Source organism: Argonema antarcticum A004/B2 (genome assembly GCF_023333585.1).
Taxonomy (GTDB): domain Bacteria; phylum Cyanobacteriota; class Cyanobacteriia; order Cyanobacteriales; family Aerosakkonemataceae; genus Argonema; species Argonema antarcticum.
Window position 1 is genome coordinate 65,408 of the sequence record NZ_JAIQZN010000001.1, and the last position, 19,817, is coordinate 85,224.

Consider the following 19,817-nt stretch of genomic DNA (forward strand, 5'->3'; position numbering starts at 1 on the left):
AGAGGGGCTAGTAAAGTCAAAAGTCAAAAGTCAAAAGGGGAAGAGTGGGGGAGTGGGGGAGTGGGGGAGTGGGAGAGTGGGAGAGTGGGGGAGTGGGGGAGTGGGAGAGTGGAGGAGAATGACAACTGACCACTGACCACTGACCACTGACAACTGACAACTGACCACTGACCACCGACAACTGACCACTGACAACTGACCAATCCCCAAGCCTGTTGTTGAAATGCCTAAACGCGATATTGTTTAAGAGATGTAAAAATGTTTAGAAACGCATCGATAAATAACTATGCCAAAGATAACTGCACAAGGAAAGACTTTTGAATGCGCTTCTGGCGCGAATCTCCGTAAAGTCTTGTTAGAAAATGACATTGCTTTGTACAACGATAAAGCCAAAGTAGTGAACTGTCATGGCTTCGGCACTTGCGGCACCTGCGCCGTCAAGGTGGAAGGGCAGGTTTCCGAGGCTAGCTGGCGGGAGAAAACGCGGCTAAGTCTTCCTCCCCATTCTCCTGCGAAAAACCTCCGTTTAGCCTGTCAAACCCAAGTTTTAGGTGATGTAACCGTGACAAAATTTGATGGGATGTGGGGGCAGGGCGATCGCACCGTGTGGACAGCCCAGGGATAACTTCCATCCCCGATCGCAATTTAGCGGTGAATATTTGCCTGTCGCCTAGACATCTTACTATTGAAAGGCGCAATTTGTAGCAAGCCAATGGTAGATTGCTATTAATTGGACAAAGATAGGCTTATTCAGCTAACCTCGCGTTTTGATCGCAGTGGCTGTAGCAATCCTTCTGGGAGCCCATTCCAGCGCTGTGGTAGAGAATCTTGTTGAATAAATGAATATACCAAGCGACATTCTAATTATCGGCGGTGGGATTGTTGGGCTATCACTTGCGATCGAACTCAAACTACGCAAAACAAATGTTACCGTTCTGACACGAGACTTTCAGCAAGCAGCAGCTCATGCCGCCGCCGGAATGCTCGCACCCCAAGCCGAAAAAATACTACCAAGCCCGATGCTCGATTTGTGCGTGCAGAGTCGGGCAATATATTCTGATTGGACAAGAAAACTAGAAGAAATCAGCGGTTTAGAAACCGGATACTGGCCTTGTGGTATTCTAGCTCCAGTTTATAGGTCTGGGGAGCAACAACGCAAGGAAGAATGTCCTGTTAGCATTTGGTTAGATAGGGAAGCCATTCATAAACATCAGCCTGGACTGAGTTCGGAAGTTGTCGGTGGATGGTGGTATCCTGAAGACGCACAAGTCGATAATCGTGCTTTAGCAAGAGCATTGTGGGCAGCAGCACGCGAATTGGGCGTTAATATGAGCGAAGGCGTAAATGTTGAAAAAATCCAAATCCGCAATCGGCAAGTTGCCTCTATAAAAACCTCTGCCGGAGATTGGCAAGCCGAACGGTATGTTTTAGCAACTGGTGCGTGGGCACATGAATTATTGCCAGTGCCAGTATATCCCAAAAAGGGACAAATGCTCTCAGTGCGATCGCCATCACCAACCCTGGGTTTAAAACAGGTTTTGTTTGGGGAGGAAATTTACATTGTGCCGCGTCGAGATGGCACAATTGTTATAGGAGCTACTAGCGAAAATGTGGGTTTCGCACCGCATAATACTCCAGCGGGGATGCAAGCATTACTGGCACGAGCAATCCGACTTTATCCAGAATTACAACATTTTCCCATCATAGAATTTTGGTGGGGATTTCGACCTGCAACTCCCGATGAATTACCCATTCTCGGATCTAGTGCCTACGACAATTTGATTTTAGCCACAGGACACTATCGCAATGGTATTTTGTTAGCTCCTATCACCGCTTTGCTAATGGCCGATTTGATTTTAGATCGAAATTGCGATCGGCTTCTGAATCATTTTAACTACTCCAGGTTCACAAACAATTAGCGTTACAAAAAGCAAAGTGCGAATCAGAATATATAAATAGGGACTAGGGGCTAGGCTTCGACGTGAGACGTTCGGCTGAGCGCGACTCGACTGCGCGCTCGCCGACCGTCTCACGTCGAAGCCTGAGCGCTCACGCCGAAGTCTTTGTCGAAACTCAGCCGAACGGTTTAAGGAATTAAGAATGTCCTAACCGACGAGAGCGGTTGCTATACCTCCGAAAATAGAGAAATATAAGACAATATAAGAAACCTGGTTTCTCGCTACTGTACGAATACAAGAGATAAAAAAATGCAAATTTTAGACAAATCAACGCCACAAACAAACGATGTCAATTTGTTAGATTGCCCTCTCACCATCGCCGGAAAAACTTTTAAATCCCGCCTGATGACGGGAACTGGCAAATATCGCAGCATAAGAGAAATGCAGCATAGCATCATCGCCAGCGGTTGCGAAATCGTCACCGTTGCCGTGCGGCGAGTGCAAACCAACGCCCCAGGACACGAAGGACTCGCCGAAGCTCTAGACTGGACTAAAATTTGGATGTTGCCCAACACCGCAGGCTGTCAAACTGCTGAAGATGCCATCCGCGTAGCCAGATTAGGACGGGAAATGGCTAAACTCTTAGGGCAAGAGGACAATAACTTTGTCAAATTAGAAGTGATTCCCGACTCCAAGTATTTATTGCCAGACCCCATCGGCACTCTAGAGGCCGCTGAGAAGCTTGTGAAAGAAGGCTTTGCTGTTTTGCCCTACATCAATGCTGACCCACTGCTGGCAAAACGCTTGCAAGAAGTCGGCTGCGTTACCGTCATGCCTCTCGGTTCTCCTATCGGTTCGGGACAGGGAATCAAAAATGCTGCGAATATCGAGATAATTATTGACAATGCAACCGTTCCTGTGGTAGTTGATGCCGGAATTGGAACGCCCAGCGAAGCAGCAGCGGCAATGGAGATGGGGGCAGATGCGTTGTTAATTAATACTGCCATAGCCCAAGCTCAGAATTCCGCCGCGATGGCACGGGCGATGGGTATGGCTACCGAAGCAGGACGTCTCGCTTATTTGGCTGGGAGAATTCCGGTGAAAGCTTACGCCAGTGCAAGTTCGCCCCTAACTGGCAAAATTACTGGGTAGGGAAAGTCAGTGGTCAGTTGTCAGTGGTCAGTGGTCAGTGGTCAGTGGTCAGTGGTCAGTGGTCAGTGGTCAGTGGTCAGTGGTCAGTTGTCAGTTGTCAGTTGTCAGTTGTCAGTTGTCAGTTGTCAGTTGTCAGTTGTCAGTGGTCAGTAGTCAGTAGTCAGTTGTCAGTTGTCAGTGGTCAGTGGTCAGTGGTCAGTTGTCAGTGGTCAGTTGTCAGTTGTCAGTTGTCAGTTGTCAGTGGTCAAGAAAATTTCTCCTCTGCTCCCCTGCTCCTCTGCTCCTCCCCTTTTTGACTTTTGACTTTCCTTAGTTTTTGTAAAGATTTGTAAGTTTTTTTGAGAAAGCGAGTATGATAAGTATTGTTACGATAAATTAAGATCAAAAAAACTGAGGATAATATTCATGCCCTACATTAAAGAAGATGGCGGTCTGCTGAACAACTTTGCGATCGAGCCAAAAATCTACGAAGCAACCCCTCCAAGCAAAACCGAACAGCGTAACTATGTGATTATGGGTGCGGCTGCTCTAGCTCTAGTAGGTAGTCTGATCTTCGTGGCTGTCTCGGTTTCGGGCGTCAGCTAACAATCAAAATTATTAATAATCGGCACGAGCCTTTATTACCTAAAATGACCAGGTTACCAATTCCACAGGTGCCTGGTCGGTTTTATTAAGTTGCCTTGCTAGCCCTTAGCAAGTTCGCCCCTAGCAAGTTAGCCCCTGGTTAGGAATCTCTGAGAAATGCCAAAATTGGATAGAATCAGGCAGACTCGGCATCTCAATTGGGTTAGAGTTTGGTGAACTCACATCTTGCACCATTCTCAACAAGACCTGAGAAACCGGGTTTCTAGACGAAAAATCTAGGCTTTTAGGTTTAGCCAGTTGCGAGAAACCTGGTTTCTGAAGCTGGTGCAAGATATGAGTGAATCCTTGTCTGCAACACTATTTGGAATATTCGTGTGTGAACCGTTCGCGTACAAAAGCAGAGCTTGACCTGAATACATTATTCCCATTTGAGCTGGATAAATTCCAGCTAGATGCGATCGAGGCATTGAATGACGATCGCTCAGTCGTAGTTTGTGCCCCCACAGGTTCGGGGAAAACATTAATTGGAGAATACGCCATTTACCGTGCCTTAGCGCGGAACAGAAGGGTGCTGTACACTACCCCCCTCAAAGCCCTTTCCAACCAAAAGTGCCGCGACTTCAGCGAGCAGTTTGGGGTTGAGAATGTGGGACTGCTAACCGGGGATATGTCCATCAACCGGGAAGCCCCCATCTTGGTGATGACTACAGAAATCTTCCGCAATATGCTTTACGGCACACCAATAGGGGAAGTCGGCACATCCTTAGTTGGCGTGGAAGCAGTAGTGCTGGATGAGTGTCACTACATGAACGATCGCCAGCGGGGTACAGTTTGGGAAGAGTCGATCATCTATTGTCCCCACGAGATTCAATTACTGGCACTTTCTGCCACAGTCGCCAACAGCGAACAGCTGACCGACTGGATCGGCCAGGTTCACGGGCCAACCGACCTGATTTACTCAGACTTCCGCCCCGTACCCTTGGAATTTAACTTCTGTTCTCCCAAAGGGCTATTTCCCCTGCTCAACGATGACCAAACGAAAATAAACCTTCGCCTCAAACCCAAAGGCGCTCAAGGGAAACAAGGGGGCGGCAAACGACCGGAAAGTCCCAGTTTATCGTTTGTACTGAGCCAATTGCAGGCACGGGATATGCTACCGGCAATTTACTTTATCTTCAGTCGCCGGGGCTGCGACCAGGCAGTGGAAGATATTGGGGATTTCAGTCTGGTTAACAAAGCAGAAACTCAACAGCTAAAACAGCGAATTGACGAATTTTTGGCACGCCACCCAGAAGCTGGTCGAGTTGGGCAGATCGAACCGCTTTATCGGGGCATTGCCGCCCACCACGCTGGCATTTTGCCCACCTGGAAAGGCTTTGTAGAAGAACTGTTCCAACTGGGTTTGATTAAAGTGGTGTTTGCCACGGAAACGTTGGCAGCGGGGATAAATATGCCCGCCCGGACAACGGTAATTTCAACGCTCTCCAAACGGACCGATCGCGGACATCGATTGCTGAACGCCTCTGAATTCTTGCAAATGGCCGGTCGGGCTGGGCGTCGGGGGATGGACGAAAGAGGCTATGTGGTGACGCTGCAAACGCCCTTTGAAGGGGCAAAAGAAGCAGCTTACCTGGCAACATCCAAGCCCGATCCTTTAGTCAGCCAGTTTACCCCCAGCTATGGTATGGTGCTGAACCTCCTGCAAACGCATACCATCCAACAGGCGAAAGCACTCGTAGAACGCAGTTTCGGTCAGTACTTGGCGACATTGACGCTCAGACCCCAACAGCAAGCGATCGCCGATCGAGAGGCTGAGTTGGCCAAATATCAGTCAGAATTGGGAAAATTTGACCCCGCCGTGTTGGCTAATTATGAAAAATTACAACAGCGACTCAGGGTAGAAAAGCAGTTGTTGAAAACGCTGCAACAGCAGTCTGCCTCTATGCAGGCGAGCGATATGGCTCTTGCCCTCAATTTCGCCGTAGCAGGAACAATACTTAGCCTCAAAGGCAGACATATACCCGTTCCTAACCCCATCTCAGCAACATTAGTAAATAAAATACCAGGCCCAGGACAAAGTCCGTACCTGATCTGTTTGGGGCAGGATAACCGCTGGTATGTGGTGGGGACGGTAGATGTGGTTGGTTTTCATGCGGAATTGCCCCGCATTGCCGCTGTCGATAACTTGGAGGGGCCACCGCCCGAACTGCCCATGAAACTCGGTAGCGTGCGTAGTGGTACAGAAGCTAGCGCCCCTGTCGCTCGTGCGATCCCCTCACCACCGTCGCCTGAAGATCCCCCAGAAGTGGTGGCTCAAGCCCACCGAGTTAAGGCAGTGGAAGCGCAACTGGACGCTCACCCCATCCATCAGTGGGGCAATCCAGCGGCGCTGCTCAAACGTTTCCGTCGTATGCTTAGTTTGCAAGAGGAAATTAGCGATCGCCAAGAAAAACTCGATCTCGAAACCCAACGGCACTGGGATGAATTCCTCGACTTGATTGAAATTTTGCAAGGGTTTGGCTGCTTGGAGGGATTGCTGCCAACTCGCATGGGACAAGCGGCGGCAGCAATTCGCGGCGATAACGAGCTATGGCTGGGATTGGCGCTGATGTCGGGAGAATTTGACGATTTAGACCCCCATCACCTGGCAGGGGCTTGTGCCGCCCTAGTTACCGAAACACCCCGCCCAGATTCCAGAACAAACTTCGATCCCGCTCCAGAAGTTGAGGAAGCTATAGACAAATTGCGAAATTTGCGACGCCAGCTATTCCAGCTCCAGCGTCGTCACAATGTCGCTTTGCCAGTATGGTTAGAGGATGATTTAATCGGCTTGGTGGAACAATGGGCTTTGGGTGTGGATTGGGTGCATCTGTGCGAAAACACTTCTTTAGATGAAGGAGATGTGGTGCGGATGTTACGCAGAACGTTAGATTTCCTCTCGCAAATACCTCACGTACCTTATTTACCAGATTCATTGAAGCGAAATGCCAGCCGCGCTATCCAATTGATGGATCGGTTCCCGGTTAATGAGATTGTGGGCTAGGGGATTTAAATCTTCTCCTTTATCCAAAATTGCTGTGAGGAGTCACAAATCAGGTGTTAGGAGTGAGGAGTCGCAAGTCAGAAGTCACAATTGACAAATCAAAAAGTAAAAAGCAAAAGATCAAACTGGAATATCTTTTTCGTCTGTTTCTTTTACCTTTTTACCTCGTTCCCTGGCTCTGCCTGGAAATGCTTTTACCTTTTTCTGCTGCGTCAGCGCAAGGTATCCGCTTGGGTGTGGTACGTAGCCCCGATAATGCTACCCAATGGAGCGGCATTACGACTCGCTTAAGCGAGAGCGGCGTGCCATATTGCGTTGTTGACCTGGAAAAAATTAAAAATGTGGCAGATTTGAACGGCGTCACGGTTCTGTTCTTGCCGAATGTGGAAAGCTTGACCCAGGAGCAGACTCTAGCTCTAGAAGCGTGGATGAGTAAAGGCGGTCGTGCGATCGCGAGCGGGCCTGTGGGCAACCTCTCCCCGCCGGGAGTTCGCCAAATGTTACGCAGTCTTTTGGGTGCTTACTGGGCTTTTCCTCTCTCCGAACCAGAAGCGCTACAACCCATGCGTACCAGAACTCAGGAGTGGGTGCGACAGGAACTCACAGGCACTATCCACGGCGGCGTGATCATTCCCACCAGTTTGAACAGTCAAACAGCTGCCACCTGGACAATAAGTGACTCTCCTCCAGCAGTTGTGACGACTAACCGCGCCACTTTTTTAGGCTGGCGCTGGGGCGTCAATACTGCGGCTAGCGCTCAGCTGGATCTGGGTTGGCTAAAGGCGGCTCTAAGCCGTTATGGCAATATCGCCCAGGCTGGAGTGTCACCTCCCCCAACTTCCGCTAATTGCGTCGCTCCTGGCGCTTTACCCAACGTTGCAGCGGCTCCCAGACAGACACCGACGACGGCGGTGCGGGGGAGCGGGGGAGCGGGGGAGCGGGGGAGGGGGAGAGCGGGAGAACAATCGCCAATCGCCAATCGCCAATCGCCAATCGCCAATCGCCAATCCCCAGTTGACCCGACCGAACGGGTGGCGACTGCTGGGATTCGCGTTGCACCAAATGGGGAACCGATCGCGCCTAAAGAAGCGATCGCTATGCGCCAAGAACTACAAAACCTCCTCGGTCGCGTGGAAAGCGCCATTTTGGCTGTTAACTCCGCCAGTCTAAATACAGGGGTGCAGGTTGCTGGGGGAGCGGCAGAACCGGGGAGAAAAGAAACTATCTCCATCAGCTCTTCTTCAACAGTCGCCTCTACTTCTCCAATTAGCACTCAGAACACAGCACTTGGCACTTTACAAAATGCACGAGAAGTGCTGCAAGCATTCCCCCAATTGATTGCCAAACGGGACTACGCCACTGCTAGAAGTCAATGGCTGCAAGCACGGTCTAACCTCTGGAACCTTTACCCAACCTCTAGCCCTATAGTTCAATCGGAAATCCGGGCTATCTGGCTCGATCGCGGTTCGATCGTTCAAGCAGGCTCAGAACGCGGCTTAGCCAAGATTTTTGATGGGCTCGCTCAAGCGGGAATTAATACCGTCTTTTTTGAAACGGTCAATGCAGGCTACACCATTTACCCCAGTCAAGTCGCGCCAGAACAGAACCCGCTCACAAAGGGTTGGGACCCCCTAGCTGCTGCGATTAAGTTAGCTCACGAGCGGGGTATGGAATTGCACGCCTGGGTTTGGACTTTTGCAGTTGGCAACCAGCGTCACAATGCCATTCTCAACCTATCCCCTGACTATCCCGGCCCAATTATTTCGGCTCATCCCGATTGGGCTAATTACGATAACCAAGGCCGGATGATTCCGGCGGGACAGACAAAGCCGTTCCTAGACCCGGCAAATCCTGAAGTGCGGCGCTATTTACTCAGTTTGTGCGATGAAATCCTCAGCCGCTATAACGTGGATGGCTTGCATCTCGACTACATTCGCTACCCGTTTCAAGACCCCAGTCGGGGATCGGTCTACGGATATGGGAAAGCGGCGCGTCAGCTATTTCAGGAAATGGCTGGGGTCGATCCGATGAAGATTTCTCCTAGCAATCGCCCAATGTGGCAAAAGTGGACTGAGTTTCGTACCAGTCAAATTAATTCTTTCGTGGCAGAAGTTTCCCACATGGCACGCCAGCGCCGTCCCAATTTAATTATGTCGGCTGCTGTTTTTGGGTATCCCGTACAGGAACGAATTCAAAAGTTGCAACAAAATTGGGAAGTTTGGGCAAAAAGAGGCGATGTGGATTTGGTGGTGCCGATGGCTTATGCTCAGGATACCAATCGTTTCTCTCAACTTACTGCACCCTGGCTGAGTAGCCCGGATTTAAGCTCAACCCTGGTATTGCCGGGGATTTTGCTTCTAAACTTACCGGAAATAAGTGCGATCGATCAAATTCAGTTTGTGAGAGATTTGCCAAACGGCGGTTACTCGCTATTTGCCTTCGAGCATTTTAGCGATCGACTGCGATCGATTTTCAATCGTACCCAAGGCAACAACGGGGCTAGCTTAAAAGAACCGATTCCCTACCGTCAGCCTTTCGCTTCGGCGGCTTCTGGTTTCGCCTCTCTCCAGCGGGAATGGGGTTTTCTGGTGCAAACACAAACAAACCAACTTCAGATGGCAGAGGGAATGCGATCGTCTTTTAGCACTCAAGGCTCAGCACTTTCAACTGCTTTAAATCAACTAGCTCAACAGCCAACTCCCACTAATTTCGCAGCAGCAAGGAATTCTTTAAAATCATTTCGTTCGCAGTTTCGCAACTGGATGAGCCAGCATTCTACACAGAATTCCTATCAAGTTCAAACTTGGGATAACCGTCTGGCTAATTTAGAAAAGCTATTGAATTATGGTGAACGAGTTTTATTGAATCGACCAAACTCTTCTGCGACACAACGATAGTTAAGCTGAGGCGCATTTAAATAAGGAATCATATCATGTCCTTACGCATCGTTCATCTAAAAAATTCGTGTGATTATTCTTATCTGTGTTCATCTGCGTTCATCTGTCTTCATCGTTCGACTGAGCGCTCACGTCGAAGTCTGTGGTAAAAATTTAACTACTGATGACAACAAACAATTTGACGATATCATGTCCTTACACTAACGATGAGCAAGGACATGATATCAATCAAAAATTAGCTTAATTTAACCCAAAAAATCATCAGGAGACATCTGGAAGAAATCAGCGAGTTGGCCCATCTCAATGTCTGTTAGTTTGCGTCGATCGCTTAGCACTTCAGATACAATGGATTCGGTTTTAAAAATGGGAAGTAGGTCTTTGGGCTGCAAATCGTATTCTACCAAAAGCGCGTTGATTAGCTCTACACCACAAATGTCGGGTATCGGTTCATGATGAAGTTGTTCGTACTCGTAGACTAGACTACCTAAAACGTTGAGGTAGTCTAGTTCGTCTGCTGTTAGTTCGCCGCGATCGATCAGCGAATCAATTACTTTTTGCGTAGCGAGTAATTCTTCCTCAGAATTGATCGGGCGAGGAGCAAAAGTTTTGAGCAACTCTATATAAGCGTTATTGTTATGTGTACCAGTCGTCATTTTTCCAGTCCTCCTTATCATATTCTGCATGGGTGAGGACATGGCGGATAAAAACTTTTTGTTTTTTGTAATCTACCAAGGTGATGAGTCGATAGTTATTACCGCCGATGTTAAACACCGTTAGATTGGCAACTAAATCTGCTGAGGCAAAGTCTTGGCTTAACTCATCAAGGTTCTGCCATTGAGCTTTTTTTGTGCGTTTATTCCATAACCGGAGGCTAACTTCTGCATTAGGGTGCTTTTCCCAAAATTAAGTCTCGTTGGGGTGATAATGTGCATACAGTTTTAGTAATTTAGCCTTTGATTTTGTGTCCATAGGGATAAGTTTTTCCTTGATAGGGTTGATTTTTACATTTTTATAATCATACTAAATTGCGTAGAAAAATGCAAGCATCCTCTCTTTCAAAAAATATTTTTACTCTCAAGTGTTAAGTCGCACCAACTATCGCAGGTTTCTTGCATTTGCAAATATTGCGGCTGAATCAGGTGAACCCACATATCGCCAGTGCCAAGGCTCAAAGCTCACCCCTTGTGCATTGTTGGGTGAGAAAGACATTTCAAAGCCAAATTCTTTAGCGCGGCGAGTTAGCCAACGATAAGCAGCGGTATTTTCAAATTGATAGGTAATATCCTGCTTAGGAAATTGACCATCTGCTAAATCAACAGCGAAGCCAGTGTGATGTTCGCTATACCCAGATGGAGCACTGACTTTGGCCGCTGCTTCAGGAGAACCACGACGCTTAATCTGTTCCTGAAATAATTTTTGTTGTTGCTTGATGGTGCGAAAGCCTGAGACAAGGATGATCCAGACACCTTCATCTCTAGCCGCATAAATCATCTTCATAAGTGCTTTTCCGGCTTCTGGATCAACTGATTCAAATCGCTGGTACTCTTCTGTAGCATAACTAGCTACAATAATCATTCGCTTTGGATCTGCTTGTTTATAAGGAAAATGTCCATAAGTAGTCTGACTAAAAACAGATCCTTGCTGGGCTAGATCTAAATTGGCGCTTCCTACCGTCGAATTAGTTGGTGCAACTGATGCAGATGGAACAGGAGAACTTGAGTTGGGCTGAGGAGAAACCAGATTAGAAGGAGATTTAGTAGTAGACTGAACTGGTAAATTTTGGGACGATAATTGCACCAATAAAGCCCCGCATACCACTACAGTAAACGCGACTAGAATTGTAATTAATATAAATTTAAAGTGAGCAAACTTTTTTTTGAAGACCATCTTAATTATTTTATTTTTTTATTATTTTATAAGAAACGATTTTCCAAGTACCATTTAATAACTGCAAATTGTACACTACTGTTCGCGTTTTAAAATCAGTTTCATTGGGGTCAATTTTTCCATCTTTATAAAGTGTCCTGTCTTCAGTAACTCTTACTTGAATAGTCGCTTCATTACCATTGGTGACTAATCGTTCAACACCATCAATTTTTTGGACACCGAATCGGTAATAAGCATTATTTTTCTCTAGCCAATCAATCGACCCATCAGGGCCAGCAGTTTTATCATATTGCTCACCAGTTGTTATTTCAGCAGCAATTTGACGATTATAAGGAGGAGCCAACATTACTCGCTTGGCTTGTAGCCATCTCTGAATCAAATTGACAGCCTCTTCCTGTGAAATTGGCTGTGATTGTGAAGGCCGTTGAGCAGTTATTTGTTGTTGTGCAGTTGTTTGTTGTAGCGTAGGTGGGGGAGATGGCGGCGTTTGAGGTCTAGTCAAAACCAGAGCCACAAGCATAAACGTCCCAATCACACTACCAGTTATCGTCGCTTTTTGCCAATCCTTTAAACTTGAGAACGTCGTCTTAGTTGGCTCTGGCTGGATAGTTTCAGTGTCCCTAGAGATGCCATCTCGCTCCTGGACAGCTTTAATGTTGCTGGAAACAGAACCTCTGCTATTCTTTTCTTGCCAAGCACCTAACGGGAACAGTAAGAGCTTGTCATTGGCTTGAATGCCTGCTTCTCTAACAGTCGCATTATCCCTTAATTCTTCGCCAGTTCTATCCAGCACAAGTCGGCAAGGTGGGTCATCTGGCAAGCCCAGTAGTGTCTGCACCTCCTTACGGAATTCACCTAACTTCTCATCTAGTAAAATATTTAGCGTCCGCTCATCGCTTCCCTCATGCTTTTGGAATGTTACTCTAATCTGTTCCATAGTTCAGTTTATTGCTTCTGATTATTAACTGTTTTGGTTTTAGTCTTTCTTGTGCGACAAGGCATTATGTAACTGATTTGTCACATAATGCCAACTAATTACTCACTCACTATTTTTTCCTTCTAGTTCTGGAAGGGCTGTGTCATGAGCAGTATCTAGAGCCGGATTGTTTTTACTGCCCTGAAGTTTAGCTTTTTCGGCTACCTCACGAAGACTTGGAGATTTCGATGTTTGGGGTTTTACAACCTTGCTTGTAGCTTCTTCCAAAGAGGAAACCCGGACTTCTTTTTCTAGAACGCGAATTTTCTCATCTAACTCTTCAATTTCATCTTCATTATCCTCGCCTGCAATAAGCTTCAAGCGTTTTTCACGCAGTTTAGTTAATTCTGACAATTTAAACTGATTTGTTATTGAAGTCATTTCACCCTGAGCAGCAAGTTGTTTTTGTCTTGCTTCGCGAGCTGCCTGGAGTTGGTTCACTTTCTCCCCAGCCAGAAGCTTTTCTTGTTCGGTACGTATACGATACAAATTGGTTATGCGGATTTTTAAACCAAATTGTTCAACTACAATATCTGTAGCCCACTCGTTTATCAGACGCTCTATCAAAGATAGGTATTCCAAGTTTATGTACTGTAGGTCATCTTTAGTAAAAGCACTTAAATTCCTATTAAGATTTTTTTCAAGAGATTCACGAATTTTATCGATTTCAGGCTTTCGAGCTTGAAATTTATACCAACTATTTGTTTCAACACCCTCAATCTGGAAATCACCCTGGAATTTAACTGCTTCCTCTATATCAACATTTGAAGAGACTTCCACAGCAAAGGAACCTATCATTCCATACAATTTTTTGAAGTGTTTGGCAATCTCTGTGTCATATATATTTGTAGTTATCCTGCTAACCTCAGCACTGAAACGTGCTTTTAGTTCTTTTTTGATTACACTTATTAATTCTTCTTGAACTGATTCTCTCTCAGGGCGTCCATTTTCATCTACACCAGCATGGTAAAAACGCATATAATATCGTTCTGGTGAGATGTTATTTAAAAATTGACTCGTAGCACGGTAAATTGTTTCCTCAATTAACTTTTTGATGTCAGTTTTGGGCTTCAAGTAATCTTGTATTTTGGTGAAGTCTTCAATTTTTGCAGTAGCAGATATGCCTAAAATTACTTTGACATTGGCATCATTAGTTGCAAAAGTTTTTTGATAAACTTCTATATCAAAATTTTCTTTGAGTTCAAGGTGTTCTAAGTTGGGGACAGAGACAATCTGATTCACTGCATAGCCAATAGACTTAGCCTCATACTGCATCTGCTTTTTAATTTCTTCAGCCACATCCTCAAAATCGCACAAAACATCGATATACTTCTTCTTAAGCATTAAAGGCTTGATAATTTTTTCTAGTTCGCTCTCAACCCATTCTGCCAATTTAGAAGCTTCATTAGGTTTATACCTTGCTGTATTTAGAGGCAACATCAATATGGTGTTTCCAACAAATATTGGTTCTGAATATTTCTGAACCTCGCACTCCACCTTACATTTTATTGGGACAAGCTGTTTGGCTGAGGCAACCGCATTACTGCTGAGAGATAAGTACCCTACTTTCCGACCATAATTAATTAAAATGGAGTTTAAATGTGCTACCAGTTGGTCGCGGACAGTATCTTTCAATTCATAGCTAAACTGGTCTATGGTAATTTGACGTAGTAAGTAATTTTTAACCTCACTCTTAAACTGTTTTACTAATTCTCGCCATTTGAGAGCATCTTTGACATCATTGAATATGGCTTTTACTTTATTGTTTTCATCAACAATTAACTCAGTTTGAATTTGAAGCTCTAATGTATCATCACAATCAGAAACGTACACATCCATTGGAAAAGAGGGAATTGTAAAAGGTTGAAGTTGAGCCTCTTTCTCAAGGGAAAGCTTCAGTTCGAGGTTTATACCAACCTCTTCTTTAACCTTTATTTTTACATACTCTCGTAATTTTGCTAATTGAATAGAATAGTTTTCCAGGAATACAGAAGCATCATTTCTAGTAAAATCAGCAATCCATTTCTCAATTTTTTTATCAAGTGCTTCGCCCAAAGTCTTGCCACGACAGAGAGTTTCTGCCACTTTCTCTTCATTGCCAGGCTCGCAACTTGCCCAGTAGGTGATAGAAATACCGAGTTTCTCACCCGTAACAAAATACGTTAGATAGTAGGGAAGAGCTTGACGTTCAGCAATATTTGAAGGGTCGTTATTATTGCAAACAAGGTAAAACGCTAAATCCCCAAACAAAGGCTTTTTGGGTACGGCTTGCCATTTTTTCTTATCAATAATTACTACTTTTTCATCAGAAGATTTTGCTTTTGCTTTTTCTTCTCTTGTTTTGGCATCTATTTCCCTAATGACTTTAACTAAAGAATTAGTTTGACTCATTGTTAATCTCCTTATTTTGCTACGGGTATGTTTTTTTGAAAAGCTTTGAATTGTTTCTTCAATTGTTTGACTAAATTACGCCTACGTAAAGATTCTTTCCTTAATTTCTTATCTTCAGACTCTCCATAAAATTCAGTTTCATCTAGCAAATTATCTGTAAGTGTTGTCCAAAATTCAACAAGCTCTTTTTGTTGGGAACGATTAGTGTTTAAAATTATTTGCCGAATTAAGTTATCAGCTACTTCAGAAGCTTCTTGTTCAGGCTCTTTTTTTTCCAACCCCCATAAGATAGTAAACCACTCTGCAACCAAGAAGCCAATAAACTGTGTAGTATTAGTGTCGAAAATATACTTGAGGATATAGTTCAAACCTGGATGAAAGATCCAAGTAACTAAAGTCTCTAGCTTGCTCTCAATTGAGCTACCATGCAGAGGCGCAAACAGTGGATACTTAGATGGCCAGCAACCATAGTCCTTGAAGTCTAGATCCCGGATTGTTTCTGAACAGTACTCTACCAATAGCCGTAAAGCATATTGATTGGATTGAGAATATGTTTTTGGAGTACGATCTCGTTCAGGTAACCAAGCTTTTATAGTATCTAGTAGCTCGTAAATACAGGAACTGTTTTGCTCTAGCTGACTGTATAAGAACTTATAAGCATCGGATCGTATTTTTTCATCTCCCCGGTCTAACAGCTGCTTTATCCAGTAAAGTTCATCAAATTGAGGTGCCGAACGCAAACGTTTGACAATTCCTAGAACAGCATCATAGCGTTTCACTAACATCAACTTTTCAAAGAAATTCTTAACTACGTCCTGTAGCTGAGAGTAATCGAGCATTTCAACAATCAAACTTGATACGCGATTAAAGACAAAAGAGCTTCTTTTTTCGGGTGTAATTTCTGCCAGTAATCTATTAAGTTGTGGTTCTGGTTCGCTTTCGCTATCGTTATCAATGTTATAATTTGCCTTTTCAGTAAATCCTACAATAATTTCAAACAGCCAATCCTCTCCATAAGCAGAAGGAGAAGAAATAGCCATATCAACTGATAAATATATTGCATTAATAGCTACCTTTATAGAAAGTGAAAATATTAAGAATCGAGAGCGATTAAATTGTTTGGATAAATATAAACTTAGCTTTTTCTTAAAGTATTTTTTAAGCTTGTCTCTTAAGGATAGAAAATTAAAATCAATTATTTGTATTTGTGATAAATCTTCTAGATAAACGGAATTAAGGTAGCAATTGTCTAAAACTTGATCGTGTTGGCTCTCTTGCCAAATTTCGGTTAGCGGCTTTTCTTTCGGAGCTTCAATCAGTCGTATTTCGCCATGTTCTGTAGTTATTTGCGACTTTACCATGACAGTAGTTGTTTGCTCTTCTAACAAAAATGAAACAACTCGATCGAAATCATGGGGATTCAGATCTGGGAAAAATGTAGCTACATACAGTACTGTATTTTTAATAGGTTTATTTTCTACAAACAGTGAATTAGCAGAAATATTCTCATCTTCTTTAGTAAGTTCGGTTACCTCACCTTTATATCCAGGTATTTTACTTTTTAGTGTTTCAACTTTTGCTAATTTATCTTTGATTAGATGTATATTATTTTCAAGCTTTTCAATATCTTTGTTAATTGATTCTTTCTGTTGTTCAAATTCTGCCCTTTGCTTTGAATCTTTATCTTTTTGTAAGCCGGATCTTCTGTCATCGTGAATAGAATCTATTAGTATTCCTATATTTTCAGTTAAAATATTATACTCATTGTGTTTCTGTTTATGATCATTTTCATATCGCTTTAGCTTGGTTTGCAATAGCTCTGGATCTTCAGTTAAAATATCTGAATAATCTTCTTTTTGTTCGTCGCCATCATTCTTTGAAGAAGGTTGATGTGAATCTTGCCTGGGAGATTTTTGATGAATTTTTTCAAAAAAATCTTGAGATTCTTTTTTGGCGTTGACTCCAGCTGGTTTCTTAGCAGCATCGGGTTCCTCTGCTTTGTTCTCAGCATCTAACTTTGCTTCCTGATTAGGCGCTTCTTGCCCAGATTCGGAACTTTTCGGAGTTTGAGATTCTTCAGGTGTCAAATCAGCATTTTTTTTGTCTGTCATTGCCGCTCAATTCCTACCTATATAATTATCCATCAGCCATAGATTGCAGAATGCTCGTTATTACTCTAATTAATGGTAGTTTTTAGACTTTTTTCCTTTATGTTCTTCCTCCCTAAAAACTAAGTAAGTAAGGACATTTTTGTTTGAAGCTGTTCAATTTTTTCTTGAATTTGATTAAGTTCTTCTTCATATCGCTCTTTTTGAATTTTAAGACTACGCACTCGCAAAGCATTATCTTCGATATCAAGAGCCTTAACTATGACTTCTATTTTTTCAGTTACAGACTTACGCTCTTGAGCGGCTATACTTATTTCTCTCTGTATTCGCTCCCTCTTCATTTTCGTCAAGGTGTCCTCACTAGCAGTCAAAGGATTGAGTCGAAAAACTGGCTCAGAACTTTGTACTTCGACCCGTAATTTTAGTTCACCACCTGCATAGTAACAAAGCGGAAAGTTATCACTTAGGTCGAGTATCTTGTTGACAAAAGGCTTCTGCTTATCTGTTGTTCGCTTGGGTACTTGGTCGAATAAGTAACTCAAAACGTTGAGAATACGGGCATAATTATCCTGATTTACAGATGCCTTACCCTGTAAAGCCTCTAGCAGACAGGCAGTGAAGACGCTATATGGATTGCCAGTATAGGAATACTGATCTTCATGCGATGAGGCAACAACAATCCGACCACTACCGCTTTCCAAGCTACTTAGTAAAGTAGGCGGCACGGGTGACTTGATAAATGTTGTACCTGGTGTTTTCAGTGCTGGCACACCACCTGCATGACAGCAATCTAAAAGAACAACGAGCTTTCGAGCTTTGATTGCTTCAATCTTTTCAGTAAACTCCAATCCTGAAATGGCGGTGTCTGCCCGTTGGTTCCAGTTAAAACCAGATGGGACTAGGAAATACTCAGGAGGGCCATCAAGGGACTCAATCCGTCCACCATGACCGGAGAAGTAGATAATTACTGTAGCATCAGGATTTTGATTGACCTGCTCGATAAGTCGGTCAAAAGCCTCAAGAATCTCTTGGCGAGTTGCTTTAGCCTCCGTCAATAGTTCAACTTGTTTTGGTGGGTAGGCCGCACGGGTTGGGTCAATCAGCACATCTCGTAAGGCTGTTGCATCCTTTACGGTAACTGGTAAATCAGCACCAACACCAATCAGTAGGGCGTGACCGTTAGAAAAAGTTGCGTTTGCCATGTACAGCGCTATTGGCTTTGACCAAGCAACGTAATTTTTTTGAGTATAACATCTGTAACAGGGCAAATGAGTGAGAAGTCTTTGAGACTCATTGGCTCCAGCTCCCCCCAGTACTGGGGGTCAGGGGGGCAAGGGGTTAGGGGACGAAAAGGGTAAGTTCTAAAATAGATGAATCTAATGCCGGAAGTTCCAGATAAAGCGCTATATTTCTCTAAGTGAAGTCAGCGTCGGAAGCAAGCAGTGCCAAGAATAATTGCGATCGCCAACGGTAAGGGAGGAGTAGGCAAAACTACTACAGCAGTCAATTTGGCTGCCACCTTCTCGGAGAAAACACGGGTTCTTCTAGTGGATGCAGATATTCAAGGTTCTGCTACTTGGTGGGTTGAGCGCAATCGGGAAAAATGGGGCTTTGACTTAGCTCAAGAGACAGACCCAAAACTTTTGAGTGGTTTAAGCAAGATAGAAGGGTATGATTTAGTAGTGGTGGATACACCTCCGGCGCTGCATTCGGAAGCATTAGCGGCAGTTGTGGCGATCGCAGATTACCTTATTTTGCCCACACCACCAGCGCCAATGGATCTGGCTGTACTGATTGAGACAGTACGGGAAGCAGTCACGCCGGTTGGAATTGCCCATCGGGTGCTTCTGACTAGGGTGGATTCCCGAAGTTTGGGAGAAGCCCTAGAGGCGCAAAACACCCTCATGGAGTTAGGAATACCCGCCTGCAATGCCTTTGTCCGTGCCTACAAAGCCCACGAACGAGCAGCGCTTGAGGGGATACCTATTACTCAATGGCGAGGCAATAATGCACGAGAAGCTCAAGCAGATTACCGCCGCGTGGCTAATGAATTACAGCGTGATTGGAGAAAATGATGGCTACTAGAAAACGGATTTCAGTTTCAGATGTGCTACGCCAAGAGGCGCAAAAATCCCCAGAGGTAGAAGAGACACCTGCGATCGACACCACCGCTGAGGAAGTTGTAGAACAAGATGCTCCAGCAGTAGAAGAATTATCAACAGTCTCTCCCGATAAAAGTGCTGTTAAAGGGGCAGATACAACCACGGCTGAGTTAGAAGCGACTATAGTTGAGTTGAAAGCAGCTTTGGAGCAAGCCAGCCAACTTGAGCTAGCACATCAACACGAAGGTTCTCTACAGCAGCAAGTAATCGAGCTACAATCTGAATTGACTGAGCAAAAAAATCTTGTCCACAAGCTACAAAAAGATTTAAAACAGGTTGATAAGCTAAAGGCAGACCTTGAGCAAACCAAAAAAGAAGCTTTGCAACTAGCTGATGCTAATTCTAAGCTTATTGAAGAAATGAATGCTCTGAAAAAAGAGACTAAAGACATCAAAACATCCATTACAGCCATTACACCCATTACACCTGCACCCATTACACCTGCACCCATTACACCTGCACCCATTACACCCATTTACAAACCAATAGAGCGGAAAATAGGAAAAATGGCACCAGAGGGAACTAAGGAACCTGACTTTGCCGTTAATACTTGGTTGCTTTGATGAGGATGTAAAAGAGTCAAAAGGAGATAGGGATTTATAATTTCAAATTTAAGAAAAGCAAATATAAAATTCTTCAATTTGAAATCTAAAATCTAAGATTTAAAATTATCCCCCCTGTCTACCAAACAAAACTCCCCAGGATTGTCGAGATTCTC

General features: G+C 44.3%; 16 protein-coding genes and 1 pseudogene. 9 read left to right on the forward strand and 8 right to left on the reverse strand.

Features of this window, described 5'->3' with window-relative positions:
* Positions 1-30: 30 nt before the first annotated feature.
* The gene (locus LAY57_RS00340; RefSeq protein WP_249064283.1) at positions 31-210 is read right to left on the reverse strand and encodes a hypothetical protein; all 180 of its coding nucleotides are present in this window, start codon (positions 208-210) and stop codon (positions 31-33) included.
* A 76-nt stretch (positions 211-286) separates the two neighbouring features.
* Here LAY57_RS00340 and LAY57_RS00345 point away from each other — a divergent pair, with 76 nt between their 5' ends.
* The 7 genes from LAY57_RS00345 (at position 287) to LAY57_RS36095 (ending at position 9,575) form a co-directional block, all read left to right on the forward strand.
* Positions 287-625, forward strand: a complete 339-nt coding sequence (locus LAY57_RS00345) for a 2Fe-2S iron-sulfur cluster-binding protein (RefSeq protein ID WP_249064284.1) — start codon at positions 287-289, stop codon at positions 623-625.
* Positions 626-839: 214 nt separating this feature from the next.
* Positions 840-1,919 carry a glycine oxidase ThiO gene (gene thiO, locus LAY57_RS00350; protein WP_249064285.1) on the forward strand — a complete coding sequence of 360 codons (1,080 nt, stop codon included), beginning with the start codon at positions 840-842 and terminating at the stop codon, positions 1,917-1,919.
* A gap of 288 nt (positions 1,920-2,207) precedes the next feature.
* Positions 2,208-3,050: a thiazole synthase gene (locus LAY57_RS00355; RefSeq protein ID WP_275993429.1), complete on the forward strand. Its 843-nt coding sequence runs from the start codon at positions 2,208-2,210 to the stop codon at positions 3,048-3,050.
* Positions 3,051-3,073: 23 nt separating this feature from the next.
* Positions 3,074-3,346, forward strand: coding sequence for a hypothetical protein (locus LAY57_RS00360; RefSeq protein WP_338022335.1), 273 nt, complete (start codon positions 3,074-3,076; stop codon positions 3,344-3,346).
* A 109-nt stretch (positions 3,347-3,455) separates the two neighbouring features.
* Positions 3,456-3,635, forward strand: coding sequence for a photosystem II assembly protein Psb34 (gene psb34, locus LAY57_RS00365; protein ID WP_249064287.1), 180 nt, complete (start codon positions 3,456-3,458; stop codon positions 3,633-3,635).
* Positions 3,636-4,011: 376 nt separating this feature from the next.
* Positions 4,012-6,678, forward strand: a complete 2,667-nt coding sequence (locus LAY57_RS00370; protein ID WP_249064288.1) for a DEAD/DEAH box helicase — start codon at positions 4,012-4,014, stop codon at positions 6,676-6,678.
* Positions 6,679-6,731: 53 nt separating this feature from the next.
* Complete coding sequence (locus tag LAY57_RS36095; RefSeq protein WP_249064289.1) at positions 6,732-9,575, forward strand: glycoside hydrolase family 10-like protein; 2,844 nt, start codon at positions 6,732-6,734, stop codon at positions 9,573-9,575.
* A gap of 245 nt (positions 9,576-9,820) precedes the next feature.
* Here the strand turns inward: LAY57_RS36095 and LAY57_RS00380 are convergent, their stop codons facing one another.
* The 7 genes and pseudogenes from LAY57_RS00380 to LAY57_RS00410 all read right to left on the reverse strand — a co-directional run bounded on the left by LAY57_RS00380 (position 9,821) and on the right by LAY57_RS00410 (position 18,139).
* The gene (locus tag LAY57_RS00380; protein WP_249064290.1) at positions 9,821-10,228 is read right to left on the reverse strand and encodes a helix-turn-helix domain-containing protein; all 408 of its coding nucleotides are present in this window, start codon (positions 10,226-10,228) and stop codon (positions 9,821-9,823) included.
* Positions 10,209-10,394: pseudogene (locus tag LAY57_RS00385) on the reverse strand (type II toxin-antitoxin system HigB family toxin); the annotation flags it as partial. The gene LAY57_RS00380 and the pseudogene LAY57_RS00385, both read right to left, overlap by 20 nt.
* Positions 10,395-10,670: 276 nt before the next feature.
* A complete protein-coding gene (locus LAY57_RS00390; protein ID WP_249064291.1) occupies positions 10,671-11,372 on the reverse strand; it encodes a M15 family metallopeptidase in 702 nt (233 codons plus the stop codon).
* 100 nt (positions 11,373-11,472) lie between these two features.
* Entirely contained in the window at positions 11,473-12,399 is a 927-nt protein-coding gene (locus LAY57_RS00395) for an IMS domain-containing protein (RefSeq protein WP_249064292.1), read from the reverse strand.
* Between the two features lie 102 nt (positions 12,400-12,501).
* Positions 12,502-14,829, reverse strand: coding sequence for a hypothetical protein (locus LAY57_RS00400; RefSeq protein ID WP_249064293.1), 2,328 nt, complete (start codon positions 14,827-14,829; stop codon positions 12,502-12,504).
* 11 nt (positions 14,830-14,840) lie between these two features.
* On the reverse strand, positions 14,841-16,940 hold the full coding sequence (locus LAY57_RS00405; RefSeq protein ID WP_249064294.1) for an MPP10 family protein: 2,100 nt from the start codon (positions 16,938-16,940) through the stop codon (positions 14,841-14,843).
* A 119-nt stretch (positions 16,941-17,059) separates the two neighbouring features.
* Complete coding sequence (locus LAY57_RS00410) at positions 17,060-18,139, reverse strand: caspase family protein (protein WP_249064295.1); 1,080 nt, start codon at positions 18,137-18,139, stop codon at positions 17,060-17,062.
* 240 nt (positions 18,140-18,379) lie between these two features.
* On the opposite strand from LAY57_RS00410, the gene LAY57_RS00415 reads away from it, so the two are divergent.
* Entirely contained in the window at positions 18,380-19,012 is a 633-nt protein-coding gene (locus LAY57_RS00415; RefSeq protein WP_249064296.1) for a ParA family protein, read from the forward strand.
* Positions 19,009-19,662, forward strand: a complete 654-nt coding sequence (locus LAY57_RS00420; RefSeq protein ID WP_249064297.1) for a hypothetical protein — start codon at positions 19,009-19,011, stop codon at positions 19,660-19,662. Before LAY57_RS00415 ends, LAY57_RS00420 begins: the two co-directional genes overlap by 4 nt.
* The last annotated feature ends 155 nt before the right edge of the window (positions 19,663-19,817 follow it).